This is a genomic window from Paenibacillus sp. W2I17, from assembly GCF_030815985.1.
Lineage (GTDB): Bacteria > Bacillota > Bacilli > Paenibacillales > Paenibacillaceae > Paenibacillus.
This window is the reverse complement of record NZ_JAUSXM010000001.1, coordinates 4,945,764-4,962,640: the sequence shown is the minus strand read 5'-3', so window position 1 is coordinate 4,962,640 and position 16,877 is coordinate 4,945,764. Positions and strand designations below refer to the sequence as shown.

Here is a 16,877-nt window from a genome sequence, read left to right as displayed (position 1 = left end):
CCGGAAGCCGCTGTTTGTCTGACTGTAGATACAATGATGTTAGGAATCGGGTCAAAGCAGTCAGGCCGATTCCTGCGGAATGATCTCTTTGGCTTCAGACATGGAGGGTTGCTTCACTCCCCACAAGATACGCTGCAGCATTATGCCTGCCAAGCCAATGACTAACGTAGTGAGACCAATATACTGAAAAGTAGGACTCGCCCCTGTGGCACGAATCAGGGCACCACCGGCAATCGGTGCAATAACAAGCACCACACTGGATAACGAGTTTTGAATGCCAAAGACGCGCCCTACATAGGCAGGAGGGGTCTCCTTTTGCAGCAAATAATTCAGAGTTACCATAAAGAGCCCATTACCCAGCCCAATGCAGAGGCCCCAGATAATAACCCAAATTTCGGGTGTTTGTGGGCCGATCCACCCCAGCGCAGCGATTCCGGCACCCACGAACAGATATCCTCCACCCAGTCCCCACCCATACCCAATTCTCGGCAAGCGATTTAACAACAAAATGGTGACGACTGCCCCAGCTCCTGCCGAAGACCCCAACCATCCGAGCAGTGATTCATTACCTGGCTTGATCTCCCGAAACAGGGTCGTAAACTGATAATCAATCATCAGAATGGCCATGAGTCCAAAACAGCCGAACAAAATCGTACTCAGCACGGTGCGACTGCTCTGTATAAAACGCCAGCCTTGCTTCCACTGGGAGAACAAAGATTCCGATCCATCCTTTTCACTTGCAGCACTTCCGTCTGATTCAACGGACTCCGACTTTTCTATCAAACGCCGCAAGGGCCATAATACCGCACCCGACAACAGGCGGGTACAGGCATTAATGACAATACAGATTTGTGGTGAAAAGAAGGCCAAAATGACTGCACCCAGAAGTGGTCCCGCCACTTTAGAATACTGGCTCACAAAACCGTTTAGGGACGATGCCTGAAACAGATGCTCCTCTGCCACCACCTGACGGGTTAACGCCTGCTGGGCCGGAACATGGAACACTCCCATCATGGCACGCAGAGCGAGCAGTGGAAGCAACCATGCCGGGCTTGGTGCGAATAAAATAGCAACGGTTAATCCCACGGTGATCACATCACAAAGGATCATGATCTTTACTTTGTGCAGTCGATCAGCCAGGGCACCTGCAAAGGAGCCCAGCAGTATGCCCGGGACAGCCATACATACAGGAATAAGTGCAATGATCAGCGGATCGGCGCCCCAGCGGTAGGCCACCATCACCTGGATGGCGAGTGCATCGAACCAATCTCCAAACGTAGCCAGAGAGTATGCGATAAACATGCGGACAAACCGGAGGTTGGTCCATAAGCTTTTGGAAGATTCCGCAGATGAGGCGGGTGATTCGGTGGATTCATTGGATGTGGGTTCATTTGAAATGACGGTCATACATGTACTTCCTCCCTTGATTACAGCCGCTTGTGGCCTGTATGTTCCTTGGCTGTAATCATAAAGGAGTTATATCAGAGGAAGATCAGAGGATGGGGAGGTAGGAGATAAAAAGTTACGTATTTCATCTACAATTTGTTGTCCATATGCGGGTACACCGTAACTTTTGCCGATCTCTACATACACTTGACGATACTTACTGCGAATTCTACCTTCAATTCGATGATGACCCAGGAATAGGAGAATCTGATATGCAGCATTCAGATATAGCGGTACGTTCAGCGACATTTTCAATACATCCAGACCGTCATCCATTCTTAACTCTGCCTCACGAATCCGTCCCTGCCGAAGTAACCATAATCCTTCCATCACCTGAAAACGTCCGATCTCCCGCAGATACGGGGCATCCTTCAATCCTAACCGCAGAACTGCCATCTGGGCCTCAACAGCTTCACCGCTGCCACCCCACAGTTCCACATACAACGCTGCAAGTGCTACAGGCAGTCTGAAATTCTTGAGCTCATCTGTGTCTATTACACGATATGTTTCTTCCAGCTGCTCTTTCGCCCGTTGATATTGGCCCACCTCTACATAGACTTCAACGATATTCAGAATGCGGAGTTCGCGAAGCTGATCGGCAGACAATGCAGCTGAATTCAGCGCCTGTTCATACAACTGAATACTATCCGCTGGCTCGATCAGCGGGTGCACGAAAATCAGTAGCCAATATAGTCGCTCTTCAAAAGCAATTTCTTTCGTTGTAATCAGCCATTCCAGATCTCCCTCTATAAAACGGATATACAACTGATAATAAGGGGCAATCTGAATACCGAGTGCTTCCTGTTGTTGAACCAGGGTCTGTATGGCGTTTCCCTGCCCAAACACATGATATTTACGAAGTAATCCGTGAATGACCTCCTGCATTTCTGGGTCCTGAGCAGAAGGGCTAGAAGGTAGAACGGACTTGTTCTCTTGTACAGCAAGCCGATAACCGTAGCCCCGTACTGTATCCAGACGGATCTCATCCCAGCGTTTCAGCTTCTTGCGCAGGCGATAGATATGATCGTCCACGGTGCGTTCAACCGGATATTCAAGCGGCCAGACCCGATCCAGCAGTTGGCTGCGGGTGAAGGCTTTTTCCTTGTTTTCATACAGAAAATGCAGCAGTGCAAATTCCTTGGCGAGCAGGCGAATGGACTCTGTACGCCGCGCGACCGTATATGTCCCTTCATCCAATTGCAAAGACATGCCTGGTTCCTCCTACTATGTATAATTCGCTAATCCGAAATCGTATAGATTCATTCCATTTTCTTCAACGTGTTCAACATACCATAAAAACCCTTTGCGAGAACGCAAAAGGTTTTTATCGTCTATCTTATAGCTGGCTTAGATTATAGATCACGCTACGTATATCTGTTCTTCCAACAAGTATTCACTTGTCTTAACCCAGCACGACACGATCATCTGCCATTTTTTTGCCGCTAATCCGTTCGAATTCACCAAGCAACTCAGGTACAGTCAACGTACGCTTGCGCTCTTCGCTGACATCCAGAATAATTCGGCCTTTGTCCATCATGATCAGACGGTTACCCAGACGAATGGCCTGCTCCATATTGTGCGTCACCATCAATGTAGTAAGTCTCATCTCACGCACAAGTGTCTCCGTCAGTTCCGTGATCAGTTCGGCACGTGAAGGGTCAAGGGCCGCCGTATGCTCATCCAATAGCAAAATCTGCGGCTGGGTAAAGGTAGCCATCAACAGACTGAGTGCTTGCCGCTCCCCGCCAGACAGGAGACCCACTTTTGCATTCGGCCGCTTTTCCAGTCCAATTCCCAGCTTCTCCAGTTGCGTGTTAAAAATCTCCCGTCTGGCACGGGTAACTCCGAAGCCCAGTCCGCGTCCTTTGCCACGTTTGTATGCCATCGCCATGTTTTCTTCAATGGACATATGTGGTGCTGTTCCTGCCATCGGGTCCTGAAATACCCGGCCAATCCAGCTGCTACGTTTATGCTCCGGCAGGTTTTTAATGGAGCGGTCATTGATCAGCACATCACCCATGTCCGGCTTCATCACACCCGAAATGATGTTCATCAGCGTGGATTTACCCGCTCCGTTACTGCCAATCACTGTCACAAAGTCTCCCGGATTCATTGTCAGATTCACACCGACCAGCGCGGTCTTCTCATCCGTTGTGCCTGGATTGAACAGCTTGGTTACTTGCGTAATCTCCAGCATGATCACATACCTCCCTTCGCTTGTTGACCACCGGATCGCATCAACTCTTCCGTTCGTTTGCGAGCCAGACTTCGCTGCTTCATGGAGCGCTGCATCGTTGGGAATACAAGAGCAATAATGACGATCACCGCGGTGATCAACTTCAGATCAGATGTATCGAACCATTCGACCTGTAGGGCAAGTGCGACCACAATCCGGTAAATGATTGAACCAACGATCGCTGCAAGTGTAGCCCAGAATACCGTTCTTGCTCCAAGAATGGCCTCACCGATAATCACGGAAGCCAGTCCAATAACGATCATACCGATGCCCATCGTGATGTCTGCAAAACCTGATTGCTGTGCAATGAATGCACCAGATAGTGCGACCAATCCATTGGATAGGCTGACACCTACAATGGTAGTCACATCCGTATTTGCACCAAAGCTGCGAATCATACGTTTGTTATCACCTGTCGCGCGGAGTGCCAGTCCAACATCTGTTTTCATGAACAGATCGAGCATAATTTTAAACACCAGCACGACGATGATAATTAACACCATGACATGCTCACCTGAGAATGGATTATCCATACCCATAATGGATTTATTCGGTGCGCCAAGAATACGCATATTAATGGAGTAGAGCGCGATCATCATCAAAATCCCGGATAATAATCCGTTGATTTTGCCTTTGGTATGAAGCAGACCTGTACAAGCCCCAGCCACCATGCCGCCAGCCATTGCCGCCAAACAGGCAAGCCAAGGAGAGAAGTCATTGGAGATCATAACCGCCGCGATTGCGCCTCCTGTTGTAAAACTTCCGTCTACGGTAAGGTCAGGAAAATCGAGTATGCGGAACGTAATATACACACCAAGTGCCATCAGTGCGTATAGAAGCCCCAGCTCGATCGCCCCTTCAATTGAATTCCAGCTTATACTCACACTACTTCCTCCCTGTCTATCGAAAAGAATGAGGCGAACCCGTTGCATGTTCGCCTCGCATCCATACAGCCGGATTACACTCCGGTCAGATTATTGAATAACGTTGTTTTCCTGGTCTTTTACTTCCGCTTTCATCTCATCCGTAACCGTGATTCCTTGGGCTTCAGCCGCTTTTAGGTTCAGGATCAGATCCAGTTTGTCCGGAACGGTGACTTTCATATCACCAGGATTCGTACCATTTTTCAGAATGTCCGCGGCCATCTCACCCACCTGATATCCATGGTCATAATATTTGAAGCCAACCGTTGCGAAAGCTCCTTTTTCAACGGTATCCCGATCACTGGAGAAGAACGGAATTTTATTACTGTTTGCCGTTTGGATGATCGTATCAACCGCACTCACGACAGAATTATCAAGCGTAATGTAGAAGGCATCTACTTTGCCAACCAGAGAATCCGTTGCCTGTTTTACTTCAGATGTATTCGTAACTGGTGCTTTCACCAGCTTGATATTATGTGTTGCGAGCGCTTTTTCTGCGTTATCTGCCATAACCACCGCATTTGGTTCACCTTCGTTAATGACCAAGCCTACCGTTTTCACATCTGGCAGATTTTTAGCGATAAAGTCAGCCAATTGTACAATGGCCTCCGGGTTCGTGTCGGATGCACCTGTAACGTTGCCGCCTGGCTTGTCCATGTCAGTCACCAGTTTGGCACCCAACGGGTCCGTTACCGCTGCGAACAACAATGGCTTGTCCTTCACTTGTTGAGCCAGAGCCAGCGCAGATGGTGTTGCAATTCCGAGTACGAGATCATTTTTGGAATCACCCGAGATTTTCTGTGCAATGGACAAGTTGTTCGTCGAATCACCTTGTGCGTTATTGTAATCGATTTTGAGGTTCTTGTTCTCTTCAATGCCCGCTTCCTTCAGGGCTGCGATGAAACCTTCGCGTGTAGCATCCAGAGATGGATGCTCAACAATCTGCGAGATGGCAATCTGATATGATTTTTCCTCACTGCCTCCACCTGTTGTAGTCCCCGATCCTTCGGATTCCGAGCCTGTACCGCTGTTATTTCCACAACCTGCTGCAACGATCATTGAAGCAACCATCATCAGTGACATCCAGAATTTCTTTTTCATGTGTGAGAACCCCTCTCCATCTTATAAAATGTGGTTACCCTTATCGAATTCCATTGGCACGATAGGGCGGGACAAAACAAACGCTTCAACGCATTGTTGCTTTGATCGACAAAAGCAGACAAATATAGACTTTTCTCATGCGACTGAAGTCCATGACCCGTGTTGGTGTTTTATTGTTCCCCTAATATTAAGGGGCGTCCCGATATCCGTCAATGGTTGAACCACTTCCAATTTAGTTTCATCGTATGGTTGTGATAGAAAACATTACATAAAACATAAAAACCACCCACATTGTTCTGTAGATGGTCGCCATGGGTACAACAAAATAAGATCCTACTCATGAAAGTCGAGTATGAAGTCTTCTTCTAATCTCGTCCACAAGCATTGTTTTCTCCGCTTCCGATATGGCATCCGCGATCAATTTGCGTGCCGCAACAGGCGCAATCCAGGGTTCGATATCCGCATAGCCAATACCGGACAACTTCTCATACTCTCCATAAAGATGCGAATGCTGGCCTCTCTGGTAGTATCAAGAACAACCGTCGCTTCATGTGGCAGATGCGGGGGCAGTATGGCGTATCAAATCATAATGATGTATTCGGCCAAGTCGGCTTCCGGATTTCCGGTAGAAGCATTGTTCCAGTCAATAATAAAGGTATCATGATTTCGAAGGAGTATGTTACCCGGGTTGGGATCACCGTGACATAGTTGCTACTTCATGGGTAATTGATCCAACTGGGCAATCACGGCAGCTTTCTCCGCTTCAGACAAGTATTGTGCTTCATCATGAGATTTTTCATATTTAAAATTTTCAAAAAAAAGAGGCATCCCTCCCAATGTACTTTGGGTATGGTCGCCTTATATCAATCAAAGGATAGCTCCAGAGTGCTTATTCCTTTTCTTTTTGCAGTTCCTCTAATTCAGATGAAGTTAGCCCGGTAGCCTTAATAATCGTAGCCTGATCAAGACCTAAATTGAGCATATTCAATGCAATTTTCCGCTTGCTCTCAGCTTCACCTTTCTTGAGACCCTCTTCTCGTGCGCCCTCAATCATGGAAGCTTCGTCCCATAGAAATTTCTGACGGTCGATATATCGTTGACGTGCTTGCTCATCCTGGCTCAGAAACTCTAATACACTCATGGCTTTTTTCAAAGCCGGTTCGGGTTCGTGCATCATTAACGCCTCCCAGCTTGATTTAGTCATTCCTTTCAGAAATAACAGCCAACGCACCAATCCATCCTTTATTTGAATATTTTCATCATTCAGCTTTGGTATTTCCATAAAATGAATCTCTATAACATCCGTCAACGGAATATCAGTATGGTCTTCTCTTAAATGAAATACGTTGTGGTACTGATCATTAGCTAGCATCTTGAAATTAACAATGTTGATCGCTACGCATTTTTTGAGTTGACTATATCTCTGTCCTTCAAGTAATTGTCCGGAATATTGTTTACCCCAATAGAACAAAGTCCTCTTCTCTAAATCATACTGATTAAACAACTGCATTTCAACATTAATTAGCTCACCTTGATCTGTTTTGGCCCGTATGTCCAGTATGGACTGTTTATCTCTCGGTGTATCCTTGTCCAGATAAGGGTTGATTAACACAATCTCGGTCAGTAAAGATTCACCTGCATTTTTGAAGGTATGATTCAGAAAAGCCAAAAGAACATCCTTATTCTCTTCACTTCCAAAGATTCGTTTAAACACATAATCGTTCTTGGGATCAAGCAACTCTGTCATTATTATTCACTCCTACACGCAAAATGGACAGGATATATCTCCTGAAGTATCAGCAAATATAAGGATGCGAACATGCACTGGATGTTAGTTCCATTATAACACGCATCGCCATACGTAAATAGCGTTTATACGTAATTCATTACCAAAAAAAGAGACTATTTCGACGAATCGAAACAATCTCTTTGTATAAACCAATTAATTCCCCGACGCTTCGCGAATCTCATACTTGCACCTTTTGCCGCCATCGGCGTAACATTCGGTACGCTCTACCTCAGCTTGAAGCAGCGAGCGAAACAGTTCCAGTTCACAGCGGCAAGCCTGCTTGTAGACACTTGCAACTTGTACAATCGGGCAGTTCATTTCCGTAATGACGTAGGTTCCATCGTCTTCTCTGGACGCATCCGCCATATATCCGTTGGTATTCTGGATTCGCGCGAGTTCCTCCACCCGTCCGGCCAGATCCTGGCCCTCCATCTGTGGCAATCCGCTGCGAAGCAGCTTGTCCCGGCGACTCTCGAACAATGCATCTACCACACCGCTCCCGGCTGAGTCAGACAATTCTTCAAGCAGTTCCAGCGTAAGGGAGGAATATGATTTTGGAAAAAAGCTGTCCCCGCGTACCGTCAATTGGTACACCGAGGACGGACGTCCGGCCGTAGCCCGGGCCTCCCGAACCTCGATCCAGCCGTCCTGCTCCAGTGCCGTCAGATGACGGCGAATGGCCATGCCGGTCAGACCCAGATCAGCTGTCATTTCCCTGGCGGTCAATGTACCTTGCTGCTTCAACATGAACAAAATCCGTTCACGCGTCGTTCGTTCCTCTTCGCGCTTCACGATCAGCACCTGCTCTCCTGCTTATGCGTGTACCGGTGCTGCCTCCCGGCAGGCATCCGAGCAAAAGCGGTTATGCGTCTCTTCGCAATCCTCACAGCTTACATGCTGCAGGTTGCAGGTTGGACAATTAATATATCGGTCATGTGTCGTTCCACAGTGATAACAGCTGGCAATGACGATATCTTCTTCTGTCCGGTTGATCGGTACAGAGATCCGCTCGTCAAACACGTAACACTTGCCATCGAACAGATGGCCTTGTACTTCAGGATCTTTACCGTACGTGACAATACCGCCGTCCAATTGAGCTACATCCTGGAATCCTTCATTGATCATGAAGCCAGTCAGCTTCTCGCAGCGAATGCCGCCAGTGCAATAGGTAATAATCGTTTTGTCCTTCATGTCACCCAGGTTCTCGCGGATCCACTCCGGAAACTCACGGAACGACTCGACATCTGGACGAATGGCCCCGCGGAAGTGACCAATTTCATATTCATAATCATTGCGACCATCGATAACGATGACGTCATCACGTTGCAGATGTTCATGGAACTCTTTCGGTGAAAGGCGTTTGCCACTAATCACATTTGGATCAAGGTCTTCATCCACGCGGAACGTAACCAGCTCTGCTTTGTGACGAACAAAGATTTTTTTGAACGCATGCTCTTCCACATCATCAATCTTGAACACCATATCGCTGAACAGCGGGTTGGCATGCATGTCTTTCATGTACTGCTCTGTCTGTTCAGGCGTTCCGGATACCGTGCCGTTAATGCCTTCGGATGCGATCAGAATACGGCCTTTCACACCGAGGTCCTTGCAGTATTGCAGATGCTCTTGTGTAAACGTCTCAGGATCTTCAATCTTCACGAACTTATAATATAAAAGCACGCGGTACGCGCTGTTACACATGTATATCACCTGTTCCTATTCCATGTTGTTATTAGCCGGATCACCCGGCAAGACGACTACGTTGCACCCTTACTGTTAAAAAGAAAATAAACAGCCGCCCGAAACATCGTCTCGAACTGCTGCCTGACATTCGACTTTTATTCCTGCATTCTAGTTTATCGGAAGCGGAATAGCTTAGTCAATATAAATGTATAGAAAGGGATGAAAGATATGGAACATATCTTTCTGCACCATTCACCCTATTCCGAGATCGTAATGACCGAGGTTACAAAGTGATACAATTCATTCTCCAATACCGCCTGCGATAACAGGATTTTATTTCCTTTCGGGCTCCAGGCGAGTGGGTCAGAAGCGTTGTCCATATCGGCCGAGATCTGGAACTGTTCTGCCGACTCCGTGTTGGAGACAAACAGCCCTTTCTCATTGTCATTCTCAGAATTAATGGTGTATGCAATCTTGGTATCATCACTCGACCAGCTTGTGCCAAAGATTTGTGTGCCTCTGGCGAGCGTGGCCTTCTCATTGCCTTCCAGATCGGTGAGCACCAGCGCCCGTTTGGTATCCGCTGTTCTTTTCACAATCGCAAGCCTTGTTCCATCATTAGAAGGGATGACCCATTCCACACTTTTCAGCACCTGTTTTACTTCACCCGTCTTCGCATCGTATGCATTCAACTGGCCGTCCTCGCCCGTAATATAATAGAGCATATCGCCTGACACCTTGATACTCCGTACATTGAAATTGCCTGTCTCCACCAGTACCTTTGTTGTACCGTCCACGGTTGCCGAGATCAGATCCCCCTTCATATTGGGGAAAACAACATGTTCATTATCCAGCCACGCGCCCTCTTGGATGAATCCATCCTCCTTACCGGCAGGGGTTGTCTCCCCGTTATGCAGGTTCAGGAAGTAACCTTTGCCCGTATTTTCCTCCGGCTCCCGATAGAACAGGTACTGCCCATCCGGTGACACTAGCGGTGCACCCAGAGTGGCTTCACTTTCCTTGAGCGGCGTGTCTGTGCCTTTCGTCAGATCATACATATATAAGTTATGCGGGTATCTTTCCTGGCCTTCAACCGTGACGGGTTTCAAGGACTTGTTCTCCTTGTCGGATACAATCCAATCATCACTAAGCCATGCGATCCCGCGCATATTTGGAAGTTTATCGATTTTCTCCAGCTTAAAGCTCTGGTACACGGACGTATTGGTATTATCTTTTACTGTAATGTCGGTGCCCGTTTTCCCACCTTGTGCGTTGCCCCCCGGCTCCGTTGTCCCTCCGCATGCCGCTGTCGTTAACAGGGCAATGGCTCCGAACGTGCCCAAAGCTGCTTGTTTCCAATTCATGATGGTCCCCCCTGGTTTCTCTTGCTATAGACCAAGCATACACATCGCATACTTCCAAAGTTATTCAGACTTGTTTCGAACTTGTAAACTTGAATCAGCCAAAGGGAACATGAGCTGGAATGTCACACCTTCCCCATCTTCTGGATCACCCGACAGCAGGGTGATTGTACCGCCCTGTTTTTCAACAAACTGCTTCACGAGAGATAGCCCCAGTCCGGTTCCGCCGGTTTTTCTGGCTCTGTCTTTGTTTACGGTGTAAAAGGGTTCAAAAATCTTCTCCTGCGCCTCTGCAGGAATCGGCGTACCCGAGTTATAGATGCGAATGATCGCTTGACGCTCCTGCATCCGCAGTTCACTCTTCACCCGGATCACACCATCCGGAACGTTATATTTGATGGCATTATCCAGCATGTTGATGAAAATATGCATAAGACTCTCCCGATCGCTACGGATCACCGCCGGTTCAAGATCCAGTTCCATGTTCAGCGCAAACTTCTCCGCTTTCCCACGCATCCGGCCACAGGCATCCTCCAGCAGAGCGCTGACCTCTACATCTACGGCCTGGTTCTCGAAGTCATACTTCTCCAGGGCAGATAAATGGAGTACTTTCTCCACCATCTCGTACAGCCGCTCTGTTTCTTTGCCAATGTTACTCGTGGCATCCTCCAGCAGTTGCGGATCATCCTTATACATGTCGAGTAGCTCCACATAAGCTTTGATCGATGTCAGCGGTGTCTTGAACTCATGGCTGATGTTACCGATGTATTGTTTCTGCTGCTGTTCCAGCGCCTGAAGTTTCTCAATCGCCAGTTGCAGCTTCTGCTGCTCCGCAATCATGGCTGTGATATTTTGCTGAATGGATGTACTCATATAATAGATGCCCTGCCCCAGCTCCCCCAACTCATCCTTGCGCTTTAAAGGAGACTCCGTAATGTAATTCCCTTCGCGAATGGAATCTGCAGACTTTTTCAGCCGGGTAATCGCAACGGCAAAGCGATTGTAGAACAGATAACCTAACATGAAGCTCAGCGCAACAACGGTAATTCCTGCCCATGTGAACAATTGAAGGATGCGAGTATAGAATTCATGGTAACTCTGGACCGGATACTGTATCCACACGGCACCCATCTGCCCATCCGGACCGTCCAATGGTGCAGCGTAGAGCAGGGTGTCCCCTTGTTCATGATAGGCAATTTTATTTTGCAGCGCATAGTCTAACGTTTCCTGAACGAGTTCACTCTCACCGGAGGCGAAGGATGCTCCCACCTGCTGACCTGTCATGTTATAGAGTGCTATTGGCAATCCGGTAGAGTTGGCCAGTTCCTGTGCCAGCCTGCGGCCGTTTCGCTGTAAAAAAACGTCCTGATCGAGATGAACGGACTCGGTGTAGTAAGACTGTCGCACATTCAGATTCACCAGCCGTGTCTGCTGTGATAGAATACCTTCAATCTGTGACTGCTGATTGCGTTCAATACCGCGCAGGACCAGTGAACTAAGCACCACCACGGTCAGGATAAGCAAGGCTGCCAGAAAAACACTGAACTTCAGCTTGATGCTGACTCTCATATGGCCCCGCCTGTATCAGGTGCAGATGCTTTGTAGCCAATCCCGTATACGGTCTGCAATTTTTGCTGATCCGTATCTCCAATTTTTTTACGCAAACGCTGGATGTGAATGTCTACGGTTCGTGTACCACCCGCATACTCCATGCCCCAGACCCGGTCCAGCAGATCGTCTCGTGTGTACACACGCTCAGGATTGGACATGAGAATGGTCAACAGGTCGAACTCTTTTGGTGTCAGATCCAGCTTCTCCTCATTCACGGTCACTGTGCGGTGAGCAACATGAATACGCAGTGTGCCATTCACGATGGCCTGATTCTTCGAATCGTCAGGTGGTGGACTGCTTTTCTCGACACGGCGCATGAGCGCTTTCACCCTTGCGAGCAGTTCACGGATCTCGAATGGCTTGGTCATATAATCATCGGCGCCCATTTCCAGGCCAACGATTTTGTCCACGATATCATTTTTGACGGTCAGCAAAATAATGCCGATATCCTCGCGGTCCTCCAGCCTGCGGCATACGCCGTATCCATCGAGCCTGGGCATCATGACGTCCAGAATCATGACCTGTGGGTGAAACGATGCGACCTTGACCAAGGCCTCTTCACCGTCACTCGCAGTCTCTACTTCATATCCTTCGCGCCGCAGCGCGTAAGCAATGGCACTGACGATGCTTGATTCGTCATCTACCACGAGCACTTTTTTATTCATGGGATTCATCCTCTACGTTACACGACATAACTTCAAGTGCAGTACCGTCTTCTGATCGCTGTTATCCCCAGATTTCTTTAATCCCCTTCTTCCAAAGGGGAAATCCGGTGATAAAGGGCGTAGCATATGCTTCCGAAGTAGCTTTCTGACAGAAAGCTTTGAACTTCGTTTCTTCAGACTGGTTCTGCACTCTTCGTTTTCGTGTAAATATTCAGTTCTTTTTTATTTATGTTAGCAAGGTCTGTGCTAATTAGCTATGGATGAGTTTGAAATTTGTATGAGAAGCTTGCATTCTTTCAGCTTGGACTTGGCTCTACTTTCTTTATACCCTAAAGGTAACAAAAAGAGCCAACCCGTGATTGGATCAGCCCTTGATCTATAGATTCCCGTTTCATGTTACTGTTTAGGCAACAACTTATTGATCACCTCAGCATTTACTCCTCAAATGACAGATTGAGCGGCTCGTCCGACATCTCGTACTCTGTCTCCATATGTGTCAGCGGTGTGTTCAGATCAACCTCCTCGAAGCGGAAGCTGTCGACCCACACTTTTCCTTTGCCGTTCAAAATAACCCCGAATGAAATGACCGCGCTGCCCTCCGGCACATCAAGCACAATACTGTACTGATTCCATGGCTGCGTACCCGTGATTGGCCGATCATGCATGTTATCAAATTGAAGTACATCATGGACGTTATTATCCACACGCATCCATAATCCGCAGAACGCATCCACATGCTCGGTCTTCACAAATCCCGATAATTTCATCCGCTTACCTACATACTTGTCCGCTCTGAACTGTTGCATCATTGTTGCGAACTCGTTAGGCTCCATTGGCGTAACTGCCTTCAAATATCCTGATGCTTTCCCCCTGATGCACTTCAGCCGGATCAATGCCCATCTCATAATTCTGCGGATGACTTCCGGTTAACATCCAACCTGTAATTGTTGACGTCTGATTCATCTGTAATTCTCCTCCTCTGGTTCTTCCTTCGAATAATTTCAGATCAAACAATTTGCGAAAACGTCCTGGTGGCATGCCATATAATTTGCGGAATGCGCGGGTGAAGGCTTCCTGACTCTCAAAACCACATGCCAGAGCGATGTCCAAAATGCCCGCATCCGTCGATCGGAGGGTGGTGGACGCCAGACTCATCCGACGGTTTCGGATATAATCCACCACGGTCATGCCCACCTCATTACGGAAAATTCGATGGTAGTGATATGGCGACAACAACGCCTCGGATGCCACTTCTTCCAGTCCAATCTGCTCATGCAGATGAGTCTCAATAAAGAACAAACTTTGCTGAATCATTGCACGGTAACGGCTCAACTGAGGTAAAGCCCCCTTCCATATCCTTACTATACGTGAAGGATGTCATCGCCGTTTTGATCATTTTTGCTATCTTCACTTCGGTTGGCCTCTATCCCGGAACGCAAAAAAGAGCCAATCACGGATGGAATCCTGTCCGTAATTGACTCTCCTTTTATCTATTTGCACAACATTCTTCGTCAGACAGCCGGTACCGGCTGTGCACCAACCTCTTCGTCATCATGCTCCACCAATTCATGTTTCTCCCAAGCTCTACTCTTCCAGCGGAAGTACATAATGACCGCGCGGGTCCACTCATCCGCCGCAATGGCAAGCCACACACCAGCGAGCCCCAGATGAAGCTTGAATATGAGCAGGTACCCCAATGGCAGACTCATGCAGACCATGGAGATCAGACCCATGTACACCGGGAACTTTGCATCCCCTGCCGCACGCAGGGAACCAATGATCACTATATTGCAGGTACGCCCGGTTTCGAGCAACAGACTGAGTAAAATCACTTGAGCCCCCAGCTTGATAATTTCCGGATTATCCGTAAATATGCTCATCAGCGGCACACGGAAAAAAATGATGATTACATCAATGATAACCGTGGCCAGAAGGGCCCATTTTACACTGTCAAAAACACGTTTGTACGCATCGTCTTTGCGCCGCGCACCCACAAGCCGGCCTACAATGATCGATGTCCCCATACCAATCGCCATGCTGAACAAGTAGATATAGCTGGAGATATTACCCGCATACTGTTTGGTTGCCATAGCTTCTGCGCCCAGATAGGTCACATACAGCGTGAACACGAGCTGGCAGGAATGATATACCATCGATTCCATCGCAGACGGAATGCCAATCCGCAAAATTTTGCCAATGAATTTCTTGGACAACTTAATGTAGTATTCGAAATCCACCCGTACCTCGCTCACACGATACAACAACCAGAAGAAGATCAGCAGGCAGATAAAACGGCTTCCCACCGTGGAGATCGCTGCCCCTTCCACCCCAAGCTTCGGCAGGCCGAAGTGTCCAAAGATCAATGCATAGTTACCAACAACGTGAATCACGTTCATGAATACAGCAACATACATCGTTTCTTTGGTGTAACCATGTGTACGAATCGTCGCAGCCAGCGCATTAATGAGTGCCTGGAGGAAGATCCCGCCACCAACGATATTTATATACGAACGGGCAAAATCATAAATTTCGCCTTGAATATTCAGAAGTGTTAACAATTGTCCTCCGAACAGAAGGAAGATTCCGCTCAGGACCAGACCTACGATAAGATTCAGTGTAATCGCATTACCCGTAACTTGTGCTGCTTCACTTAACTTTTTCGATCCGATATATTGTGCGACTACAATCGCAGCACCATGTCCAATGACTTCCAATACAAGGATAGCGATAGAAATAATCTGATTGGCTGCTCCAACGCCGGAGACCGCATTATCGGATACCGAGCTGAGCATGAGCGTATCCACGCTCCCCATCAACATAAATAAGAAGAGTTCCAGGAAAATAGGCCATGTCAGTCGAATCAGATTCAGATCCTTGGCATCAGAACGAAGGGACTCTTTGGTTGAGGATATTGCTGTCATTTTCTCACCTTTCCCATGTGGGCTTTAATTCTTAGGGTATGTTAGCACAGGTGGTTTGAAAATGCAGTAGTTTTGCGAAAATAGTTGAAAGTTTTTTGTAATTCCATAAATAGGTATTTTCACTACTTTCATAAAGCCCCGCTTGCGTACGCCTGCCGGAGGTTGTAGAAGACAAAAAAGGACCCTCCCAACTCGCTTTTAAGCAAGTAATGGAAGGACCTTAGGCCCTCAGCCTTTTAACCTTTAACAGAACCCGCAGCAATGCCCTCCACGATTCGATTACTCAGGATGAGAAAAGCAATCAGGATCGGCATAATGCTAATCATCAGCGTTGCACCAATGGCTCCCCAATCCGTTGTATATTGACCGATAAAGTTCTGTACCCCAACAGTTAAGGTCTTGTACGAATCTGTACTGATGAACGTATTAACAAAGATGAATTCATTCCAGTTATAGATCATGTTGATGATCGCCGTTGTGGAAATGACCGAAGACGTCATCGGCAGCACAATCCGAAAGAAAATCCGATGCACGGAGCAACCATCCATCACTGCGGCTTCTTCTACTTCCCGGGGAAGCGCGTAGTAGAATCCCAGTAGAATCATAATGGTAATTGGCATATTAAAGGCAATATAAGACAAGATGACTGACAAAGGATGATCTGTGAGATGAAGCTTCAGGAACAAGCTGAACAAAGGGATCAACGTGGAGTGCACAGGGATCATCAGACCCACCATAAATAGCCCCAGCACCAGCGAACGACCCTTCCAGCGCATACGTGTAATGGCAAAGGTCACCAGACTGGCAAACAGCACGGTGACCACCACCGAGACCACCGTAATCCATACACTGTTGAAGAAGTACAAGCTGATATTTCCCTCTGTCCATACCTTGACATAGTTTTCCCAACGCGGAGTAGCAGGAAGGGAAAACGGCGCCATGTCGAATACTTCCTGATTATTTTTAAGCGAGAACAACAGCAGCCATACCAAGGGCAAAATTTGCAGCAAAGCTACCAGGGACAAGAGGAAATACAGCAGAACATATCCGAATCTCCTTAACCACGCCGAACCTCGGCCTGTCCCCGGGTAAGTTGGCAATCTAACGGCCGTATCCGTCTTCACCGGGATGGACCTCCTTT

General features: G+C 47.7%; 14 protein-coding genes and 2 pseudogenes. All 16 read right to left on the bottom strand.

The annotated features are described in order from the left end of the window. Positions 1-60: 60 nt before the first annotated feature. The 16 genes and pseudogenes from QF041_RS22270 to QF041_RS22200 all read right to left on the bottom strand — a co-directional run bounded on the left by QF041_RS22270 (position 61) and on the right by QF041_RS22200 (position 16,836). Positions 61-1,407, bottom strand: a complete 1,347-nt coding sequence (locus QF041_RS22270) for an MFS transporter (RefSeq protein ID WP_307415709.1) — start codon at positions 1,405-1,407, stop codon at positions 61-63. A gap of 69 nt (positions 1,408-1,476) precedes the next feature. Next, complete coding sequence (locus tag QF041_RS22265) at positions 1,477-2,655, bottom strand: winged helix-turn-helix domain-containing protein (RefSeq protein ID WP_307415708.1); 1,179 nt, start codon at positions 2,653-2,655, stop codon at positions 1,477-1,479. A 193-nt stretch (positions 2,656-2,848) separates the two neighbouring features. Beyond that, positions 2,849-3,643 (bottom strand): ABC transporter ATP-binding protein, encoded by a 795-nt coding sequence (locus QF041_RS22260; protein ID WP_036606660.1) that lies wholly within the window; start codon positions 3,641-3,643, stop codon positions 2,849-2,851. Positions 3,644-3,645: 2 nt separating this feature from the next. Continuing rightward, positions 3,646-4,506 carry an ABC transporter permease gene (locus QF041_RS22255; RefSeq protein ID WP_047841071.1) on the bottom strand — a complete coding sequence of 287 codons (861 nt, stop codon included), beginning with the start codon at positions 4,504-4,506 and terminating at the stop codon, positions 3,646-3,648. A 150-nt stretch (positions 4,507-4,656) separates the two neighbouring features. After that, positions 4,657-5,706, bottom strand: a complete 1,050-nt coding sequence (locus tag QF041_RS22250; protein WP_307415707.1) for an ABC transporter substrate-binding protein — start codon at positions 5,704-5,706, stop codon at positions 4,657-4,659. A 337-nt stretch (positions 5,707-6,043) separates the two neighbouring features. Further along, complete coding sequence (locus tag QF041_RS22245) at positions 6,044-6,187, bottom strand: hypothetical protein (protein ID WP_307415706.1); 144 nt, start codon at positions 6,185-6,187, stop codon at positions 6,044-6,046. A gap of 98 nt (positions 6,188-6,285) precedes the next feature. Beyond that, positions 6,286-6,405, bottom strand: a pseudogene (locus QF041_RS31295) (phosphotransferase); the annotation flags it as partial. A 190-nt stretch (positions 6,406-6,595) separates the two neighbouring features. Further along, the gene (locus tag QF041_RS22240) at positions 6,596-7,453 is read right to left on the bottom strand and encodes an Rpn family recombination-promoting nuclease/putative transposase (RefSeq protein WP_307415705.1); all 858 of its coding nucleotides are present in this window, start codon (positions 7,451-7,453) and stop codon (positions 6,596-6,598) included. Positions 7,454-7,648: 195 nt separating this feature from the next. Continuing rightward, entirely contained in the window at positions 7,649-8,296 is a 648-nt protein-coding gene (locus QF041_RS22235; protein WP_221819786.1) for a helix-turn-helix transcriptional regulator, read from the bottom strand. 12 nt (positions 8,297-8,308) lie between these two features. After that, positions 8,309-9,196 (bottom strand): oxygen-dependent tRNA uridine(34) hydroxylase TrhO, encoded by an 888-nt coding sequence (trhO, locus tag QF041_RS22230; RefSeq protein ID WP_124116691.1) that lies wholly within the window; start codon positions 9,194-9,196, stop codon positions 8,309-8,311. 239 nt (positions 9,197-9,435) lie between these two features. Continuing rightward, on the bottom strand, positions 9,436-10,542 hold the full coding sequence (locus tag QF041_RS22225) for a TolB family protein (RefSeq protein ID WP_307415702.1): 1,107 nt from the start codon (positions 10,540-10,542) through the stop codon (positions 9,436-9,438). 60 nt (positions 10,543-10,602) lie between these two features. Further along, the gene (locus tag QF041_RS22220) at positions 10,603-12,108 is read right to left on the bottom strand and encodes a HAMP domain-containing sensor histidine kinase (RefSeq protein WP_307415701.1); all 1,506 of its coding nucleotides are present in this window, start codon (positions 12,106-12,108) and stop codon (positions 10,603-10,605) included. After that, positions 12,105-12,815, bottom strand: a complete 711-nt coding sequence (locus QF041_RS22215) for a response regulator transcription factor (RefSeq protein ID WP_076333789.1) — start codon at positions 12,813-12,815, stop codon at positions 12,105-12,107. The genes QF041_RS22220 and QF041_RS22215 overlap by 4 nt, the downstream gene beginning before the upstream one ends. A 434-nt stretch (positions 12,816-13,249) precedes the next feature. After that, positions 13,250-14,129 (bottom strand): annotated as a pseudogene (locus QF041_RS22210) (helix-turn-helix transcriptional regulator). A gap of 197 nt (positions 14,130-14,326) precedes the next feature. Beyond that, complete coding sequence (locus tag QF041_RS22205; RefSeq protein WP_253504043.1) at positions 14,327-15,736, bottom strand: MATE family efflux transporter; 1,410 nt, start codon at positions 15,734-15,736, stop codon at positions 14,327-14,329. Between the two features lie 236 nt (positions 15,737-15,972). Continuing rightward, positions 15,973-16,836, bottom strand: coding sequence for a carbohydrate ABC transporter permease (locus QF041_RS22200; RefSeq protein ID WP_307417033.1), 864 nt, complete (start codon positions 16,834-16,836; stop codon positions 15,973-15,975). Between the last annotated feature and the right edge of the window lie 41 nt (positions 16,837-16,877).

Coding starts and splice junctions, on each gene's coding strand:
- trhO (WP_124116691.1), bottom strand. CDS start 9,196: ATGTGTAACAGCGCGTACCGCGTGCTTTTATATTATAAGTTCGTGAAG.
- QF041_RS22250 (WP_307415707.1), bottom strand. CDS start 5,706: ATGAAAAAGAAATTCTGGATGTCACTGATGATGGTTGCTTCAATGATC.
- QF041_RS22205 (WP_253504043.1), bottom strand. CDS start 15,736: ATGACAGCAATATCCTCAACCAAAGAGTCCCTTCGTTCTGATGCCAAG.
- QF041_RS22255 (WP_047841071.1), bottom strand. CDS start 4,506: ATGGCACTTGGTGTGTATATTACGTTCCGCATACTCGATTTTCCTGAC.
- QF041_RS22265 (WP_307415708.1), bottom strand. CDS start 2,655: ATGTCTTTGCAATTGGATGAAGGGACATATACGGTCGCGCGGCGTACA.
- QF041_RS22220 (WP_307415701.1), bottom strand. CDS start 12,108: ATGAGAGTCAGCATCAAGCTGAAGTTCAGTGTTTTTCTGGCAGCCTTG.
- QF041_RS22225 (WP_307415702.1), bottom strand. CDS start 10,542: ATGAATTGGAAACAAGCAGCTTTGGGCACGTTCGGAGCCATTGCCCTG.
- QF041_RS22270 (WP_307415709.1), bottom strand. CDS start 1,407: ATGACCGTCATTTCAAATGAACCCACATCCAATGAATCCACCGAATCA.
- QF041_RS22260 (WP_036606660.1), bottom strand. CDS start 3,643: ATGCTGGAGATTACGCAAGTAACCAAGCTGTTCAATCCAGGCACAACG.
- QF041_RS22240 (WP_307415705.1), bottom strand. CDS start 7,453: ATGACAGAGTTGCTTGATCCCAAGAACGATTATGTGTTTAAACGAATC.
- QF041_RS22215 (WP_076333789.1), bottom strand. CDS start 12,815: ATGAATAAAAAAGTGCTCGTGGTAGATGACGAATCAAGCATCGTCAGT.